Origin of the sequence: Kitasatospora sp. NPDC091257, from assembly GCF_044757675.1 — a bacterium.
GTDB classification, from domain to species: Bacteria; Actinomycetota; Actinomycetes; order Streptomycetales; family Streptomycetaceae; genus Kitasatospora; species Kitasatospora lactacystinica.
The window spans coordinates 1-5,810 of the sequence record NZ_JBIVVI010000550.1; the positions used below are offsets into that span (position 1 = coordinate 1).

General features: G+C 70.4%; 10 protein-coding genes. 8 read left to right on the forward strand and 2 right to left on the reverse strand.

Going from position 1 to position 5,810, the window contains the following annotated elements; translation table 11 throughout:
* The 7 genes from ACIQOV_RS24010 to ACIQOV_RS24040 form a co-directional block, all read left to right on the forward strand.
* Nucleotides 1-729 (forward strand): hypothetical protein (locus ACIQOV_RS24010; RefSeq protein ID WP_401051584.1); only part of this gene is annotated, 729 nt, incomplete at its 5' end.
* Between the two features lie 259 nt (nt 730-988).
* Complete coding sequence (locus ACIQOV_RS24015; protein ID WP_401051585.1) at nt 989-1,378, forward strand: hypothetical protein; 390 nt, start codon at nt 989-991, stop codon at nt 1,376-1,378.
* A gap of 451 nt (nt 1,379-1,829) precedes the next feature.
* A complete protein-coding gene (locus ACIQOV_RS24020) occupies nt 1,830-2,225 on the forward strand; it encodes a hypothetical protein (protein WP_401051588.1) in 396 nt (131 codons plus the stop codon).
* A 95-nt stretch (nt 2,226-2,320) separates the two neighbouring features.
* Nucleotides 2,321-2,623 carry a hypothetical protein gene (locus ACIQOV_RS24025; RefSeq protein ID WP_401051589.1) on the forward strand — a complete coding sequence of 101 codons (303 nt, stop codon included), beginning with the start codon at nt 2,321-2,323 and terminating at the stop codon, nt 2,621-2,623.
* Between the two features lie 289 nt (nt 2,624-2,912).
* Nucleotides 2,913-3,290: a hypothetical protein gene (locus ACIQOV_RS24030; protein WP_401051592.1), complete on the forward strand. Its 378-nt coding sequence runs from the start codon at nt 2,913-2,915 to the stop codon at nt 3,288-3,290.
* Nucleotides 3,291-3,302: 12 nt separating this feature from the next.
* Nucleotides 3,303-3,581, forward strand: coding sequence for a hypothetical protein (locus ACIQOV_RS24035; protein WP_401051594.1), 279 nt, complete (start codon nt 3,303-3,305; stop codon nt 3,579-3,581).
* Between the two features lies 1 nt (nt 3,582).
* Entirely contained in the window at nt 3,583-3,846 is a 264-nt protein-coding gene (locus ACIQOV_RS24040; protein WP_401051596.1) for a hypothetical protein, read from the forward strand.
* A 12-nt stretch (nt 3,847-3,858) separates the two neighbouring features.
* On the opposite strand, the gene ACIQOV_RS24045 is transcribed toward ACIQOV_RS24040, so the two are convergent.
* Nucleotides 3,859-4,260, reverse strand: a complete 402-nt coding sequence (locus tag ACIQOV_RS24045; RefSeq protein WP_401051599.1) for a YybH family protein — start codon at nt 4,258-4,260, stop codon at nt 3,859-3,861.
* Nucleotides 4,261-4,284: 24 nt separating this feature from the next.
* Between ACIQOV_RS24045 and ACIQOV_RS24050 the strand changes: the two genes are divergently transcribed.
* On the forward strand, nt 4,285-4,680 hold the full coding sequence (locus ACIQOV_RS24050) for a winged helix-turn-helix transcriptional regulator (protein ID WP_401051600.1): 396 nt from the start codon (nt 4,285-4,287) through the stop codon (nt 4,678-4,680).
* A gap of 45 nt (nt 4,681-4,725) precedes the next feature.
* Here the strand turns inward: ACIQOV_RS24050 and ACIQOV_RS24055 are convergent.
* Nucleotides 4,726-5,810 (reverse strand): alpha/beta hydrolase family protein (locus ACIQOV_RS24055; RefSeq protein WP_401051602.1); only part of this gene is annotated, 1,085 nt, incomplete at its 5' end.

Here is a 5,810-nt window from a genome sequence, read left to right on the forward strand (position 1 = left end):
CCCAGCCCCGGCGCGAACCCGACGCCGATGACGGGCTGCGCCGCGCTCAGCGCCCTGATCAACATGCACGCCACCCAGACCGGCACCGACGACGCCCAACAACTACCCTCCGCCGACCAGCTGAAGTCGGCCCTGCTGACCGCCGCCGACCTCGGCGCCGGCCACACCGAGATCCCGGTGACGCAGAGCCCCAGCCCCGGCGCGAACCCGACGCCGATGACGGGCTGCGCCGCGCTCAGCGCCCTGATCAACATGCACGCCACCCAGACCGGCACCGACGTCGCGCACGCCGCGGTCGAACTCGACGGCCCGAACGGCAACCCGATGACCACCCAGGTCCTCGCCGCCGAGGCTCCCGACCGGCTCACCGCCGACTTCAACACCGTCTCCGACGCCCTGAAGACCTGCCACAGCATCACCTTCAACGGCGGCACCGACGACGAGGTGACCTTCACCGTCACCCCGGTCACCCTCGGCGACCGCAAGGACGCCCCCGCCGTTCACCTCAACGGCACCCTGGCCGGCGTCCAACTCAACGGCTACGTCGGCATCGAGCGCTTCGGCACGGTCGCCATGGCCTTCGGCTTCTTCGAACGCCAGGCCACCTCCGAGCAGGCCGCCTCCATGCAGTACCGCACCGCCGTCGCCAAGGTCGAACGCACCCTCGGCACCCAGGCCGGCAGCACCGCCACCCCCACCGCCGCCCCCACCGAGGGCCAGCGCGCCTGACCCGCCCCCGCACGCTCCGCACAGCACCGCGGCCCCTTCCCGAACGTCCTGTACGTTCGGCGAGGGGCCGCCGTGGTCCACCGCCCAAGGGGGCGGCGGCTGCACGCGTCGGAGGCTCTGGTGGTCGAGGAGCCACGGAGAAGGGGGGAGAAGACGTGAGGTGCTTTCCGGTGAAACTCCGTACCGTTCTCGCAGGTCTGCTGTTCGGCGTCTGCGCCTGCACCGGGGTGCCCGGTGGACACGGTGCTACGGCCCGGAGTTGATCTGGCAGGCCGAGACTACCGGCGCCATCTGCTCGGCGTCGCCGAGGGTGGTTTCGCGTGGATGCGTTCCGCTCGCGGACATCGCTGCCAGGCCGCTCCCCGGAGTCGGAATCTTCGTCGGTGCCAGCATGTACAACGGCCAGTGGTCGGTCATGCTGATGTCCAGTGGTAAGACGATCGATCAGATCTCCTGCCAAGGAGGGAGCTTTCCGGCGCGGAAGGGGTTCTCGATCACCGTCGACGGGGTGCTCCGCACCGTCGACACGGTATCCGTACCGCAAAGCCTCCAAGGCGAGTACCGGGTGGCAGTCCAGCGCGACGGCGCGGTTGCCGAGGATCGTGTAACGCTCGACATGGGGAAGGTCGGCGACCGCGTGCAGTGCTGACCGGTCGGACCGTCTGCGCGGTCCCGCCTCCCCGTGCGGGATGCGGGACCCCGCTTCCTACCATGGGGCGCGGTTCACCGGGAACCGTGGTCCTTGGGAGGAATGTCAGGTTCACGGGTTCGTGGGAGTACGGGAAGGTGGAGGACGCGGGGACCGGGCGGTAGCGAAACTGTCCTCGGCGGAGGGAAACCTGAGGTGTGAGAGGCACTTTCAGTACGGCAGTGCCAAGTCGGGCGACTGGCTCGGGACGACCGGTGTGGACGCCGGCCAGGAGCCGTTCGTCCGGTAGTAGTTCGGTGATCGTGACATCGTGTTGACCCCTGCCTTCGGGAGCGCCCCATCCGGCGAACGGATCGGGCGCTCCCGGTGTTTGCGGGTGTGCGGGAGATCCTTTGAGGGAGGGGCGGGAGACATGGCTGTCGGAAGGTGGTTTCCGAGGTCGCGGGAGGGGGTGGTCCTGGTGGTGGGGCTCGTGCTGATCGCCGGAGCCACCGGCTATCTGAAGCTCAGGCCGGGTGGGCCGGAGGTGAAGGACTATGTGGGCCGGTGGGCGGCGCGGGACGAGGTGATCGAGCTGCGGGAGAACGGGGCGCTCGGGGAGGTTCGGCTCGACGGCTACTTCTGCTTGAAGGAGCCCGTGGTGGGCGACGGCCCGCTCGGTGAGTTCCAGGGGACCTGGAAGGCGGGGAGCGTGGACGACGACGGGTCGGGGGTCTTCGTGACCCTGCGGAACTACAACCGCGGGCAGGACTGTCAGATCTTCCTGCAGGAACAAGGCAAGGGACCGGTGACCACGATGTCCGCCCAGTCTCGGGGGAGTGAGCAGCGATGGTTCTCAAGGGCGTAGTTCGTCGGAGCAGGCGGTGCGGATCGGCGGTCGCCCTGGCGTCCGTTTTGCCGGTGGCGGTTGGGTGTTCGGCCGGGCCCGAGGAGAGGCCCCCGGTGGTCGGGGCGTGGACGTCGGGCATCGGTTCGATCCAGTTCCTGGAGGGCGGCAGGCTCGGCGAGGTGAGTCTGCTGCCTGCCGCCTGCCGTGGGGAGAAGTCGCCCACGCCGGTGCAGTTCACCGGCACGTGGAAGCATGGCAAGTTGGAGGACGCCGGGACCGGAGCGTGGGCCACGCTGACGTCCGGCGCCGGCTATCCGACGTGTGAGAGGTACTTCCAGTACTTCACGTACGAGGGGCAGGAGCGGTTGCAGCTGACCGGAGTCTCGATCGCCGATGATCCCTTCGTCCGGCAGTAGTTCACCAGCCGTCAGGGTGCATTACGACCGGCTCAGGGAGCGCCCCATCCGAAGGTCGGATGGGGCGCTCTGGGCTTCGTTGGTGGATGGGAGAGCTTTCGATGGAGGGGTGCGTGAAGGACCAACGAATCATCCTGCGGAGGCTGCTCGGCGGGCAGGGATCTCTAGCGGCTGAAGAGTCCGGGCTTACTGATGACGAAGTCCTGAACGGCTCCCGTGGCTCCGGAGAGGTGGAGCGGGGAATGCAGAGTTGATGGGCTCGTTCGGAGCGAGGCATGCGGGGCGGCGCGTGTCGATGGTGCTGGCATGTGTGGTCCCGTTGGCGGTTTCGTGCACGGTGGGGAAGGCGCCTGACCCGGCTGTCATCGGGACCTGGAAGGCGGGCGCCGCTTCGATCCAGTTCCTGGAGGGCGGCAGGCTCGGCGAGGTGAGTCTGCCGCCCGCCATGTGTCGGGGAAAGGAGTCGCCGACGGCCGTCAGGTTCACCGGCACCTGGGAGTACGGGAGGCAGGAGGACGCCGGGACGGGCGCAGTCGCCAGACTGGCCTCTGTGGAGGGAATCCTCACCTGCGAGCGGTACTTCCAGTATGTCAAGGGAGAAGCGGGGGGGGAGGCGCTGATTCTGACCGGTGTGGACACCCGCCAAGGACCGTTCGTTCGACAGTAGTTCGGGAGTGGAATGATCGGCTTCATGGATCGCCCTCGTGTGAAGCAGCGTTCAAGGCCTCGGGCCGCGCTGTTCGTTCCGGCTCTGGCGCTGATCACCGGCCTGCCGCTGGTGGTGTCCTGTACGGCGGCGGAGCCTCCGGCACCTGCGCCCGTGTCGACGCCGACGGTGCGGACGGACCTCGACCCGCTGGCGCGCCGCTTTCCGCAGTTGGGTTCGCTGTCTGGGGCCACGTGGGTCAGCCGGGTGTTGACGCAGAACACCGGGCGGGGGGGTTCCCGGACCGACTGACGTGAGCCTGGAGGGGGTGGCGCAGGTCGAGCCGGCGACGCTGGCGGCGATCACGTCGGGCGGAACGTGGGAGGAGACCGTCATCGAGTGCGGTGTCCCGGAGGAGATCGCCACCGAGGTGGGTGGCACGACCGGATGGCTCCACAGCACGGCCTTCGACAGGTCGATCACCCGGACCCAGTATTCGGGGAGCTTCTACTTCGACAAGCAGACCAGCCGGGTCTACTTCTGCACGGTCAACCCGAAGGTGCGGACCGAGGGTTGAGTGGTCGCCCGGTCACGGTCGGGCGGCCGTGCCGAAGGGGTTGTCGATCACGTAGTGCCAGTGGCCGGCCGGGTCGCGGCGGGCGACGTCGGTGGCGGTGCCGGTGAGGTGGATGTCGGTGCCGTCGGGGGTGGTGCCGGTGATCTCCCAGTCGACGATGAGCAGGGCGATGTCGTCGGCGACGTAGGTGTGCCGGGGGCGGACGGTGATGGGCAGGCCGAGGGCGAGGAACTCGGCGTTGGCGCGCTGGAGTTCGGGCCCCGTGGCGGTGGCGCCGGGGGCGGGGACGAAGACCGCGCCGGGCTCGTAGACCCGGGCGAGCAGTTCCGGGCGGCCGGAGTTGAAGGCGGCGGCGAAGACGGCCGGGTGTTGTGCCGGGTCGGTGCTTGGGGGGAGGGTGGCGGGGTGAGTCATGCGAGCAGTGAAGACCGGCCCGGCGTGGGTCACCAAACGGGAAGTGACGGGTCGGGTGAGCGGGGCTGGGACGAGGAGCTGGTGCCGGACGGGCGCGGCCGCACCGCCCGTCCGGAGCCGGACTGTCCGGTGGAGGTGGCGCTCGCGGCGGTGGCCGGCCGGTGGACGACGCTGGTGCTGCGCGAGCTGATGCACGGGCCCGCCTCGTACGGGGAGTTGCGGGAGCGGCTGCCGGAGATCAGCTCGAAGGTGCTCGCGGAGCGCCTGCAGGCGTTGGGGGAGCGGGAGTTGGTGGTGCGGGAGCGGCGGCGCGGGTTCCCGGTGCGGACCTCGTACCGGTTGACGCCTGCCGGGGAGGCGCTGCGGCCGCTACTGGTGGAGCTGTACCGGACGGGCGTGGCGTTGGCGGGGCGCGGCTAGGGTCGGGCGGCCGCACCCCCGTGGCGGCCGCCCGTGCACGAGGTCCTACGGGTGGTGGACGACCTCCGGGAAGGCCTTCGACGGGCCGTCGAGCAGCTTGCCGCAGTGGCGGCCCCGCAGGTGGAGGTCGAAGAAGGCGCGCGGGTAGGCCTGCTGGATGAGGACGCCGCGCTCGGGGTCGAGGGTGCCGACCTGGGACTGGATCTGCTCCTCGGTCAGGCCGATCAGCCGGCCCGCCTGCGGGATCAGCGTCATGTTGTCGCCGTACGAGTTGTGCACGGCGCCGGTGGCCTGGACGTCGAGGCGCCAGCCGCGCAGGTGGCCCCAGAAGGTCGCGATGTAGGGGCTGTTCGCCCGGGTGTAGTTGGCGGTCATCATCATGAACGGACGGTCGATGTCGGTGGTGATGGCGGGGTTCGACTCCATCCGCCCGTCCAGGGTCAGCCCGGCGCGGATGCGCTGGTCGGCGACCATGGCGAGGCCGACGGCGGTGCCGCCCTTGGACCAGCCGAAGGCGCCGATGTTCCGGGCGTCGAGGCCGCCGAGCAGGCCGTTCGGCAGGGTGCGGCCGTCGACGTCGGGGTTGCGGCCGTTGGCGAGGTCGACGACGCGGTCGAGCAGGAAGAGCAGGTCGGCCGCGTAGTCCCTCGGGTACAGGCCCGGGGCGACGCCGTCCCGGGTGACGACGGTCCCGTCCGGGAATTCGGTGATGCCGTCGTGGGTGTGGTCGACGGTGACGACGGCGAAGCCGTGGCTGGCCAACTCCTGGACCACGATGGTGTGGTCGCCGCGGTGGCTGCCCGCGCCGTGCGAGTACAGGATGACCGGCAGCGGCCGGCCGGCCCGGTGGACGGGTGCGCCCTGGTGGCCGGCGGTGAGCGGGGCGAGCGAGAGCGGGAGGGGGAAGCCGACGTCGTCGAGGAAGGCCTTGAGGGCGCCCTCGGTCATCCAGGGGGCGAGCGGGTAGGCGGCGGCGTCCGCGGTCCGGGCGGGGTACCAGACGGTGGCCATCAGCTCGCGGAACGTGCCGGGCCGGGCGTTCGGGTCCAGCCGGGACTCGTCGCGCAGGTGCAGCGGCACCATGCCGACCGGGAAGGGGCCGGTGGGCGCGGTCAGGGTGAGGCGGGAGG

What these genes read in the sequence shown, in the direction of transcription:
- ACIQOV_RS24035 (WP_401051594.1), top strand. Translation starts at nt 3,303, where the DNA reads ATGATCGGCTTCATGGATCGCCCTCGTGTGAAGCAGCGTTCAAGGCCT.
- ACIQOV_RS24045 (WP_401051599.1), bottom strand. Translation starts at nt 4,260, where the DNA reads ATGACTCACCCCGCCACCCTCCCCCCAAGCACCGACCCGGCACAACAC.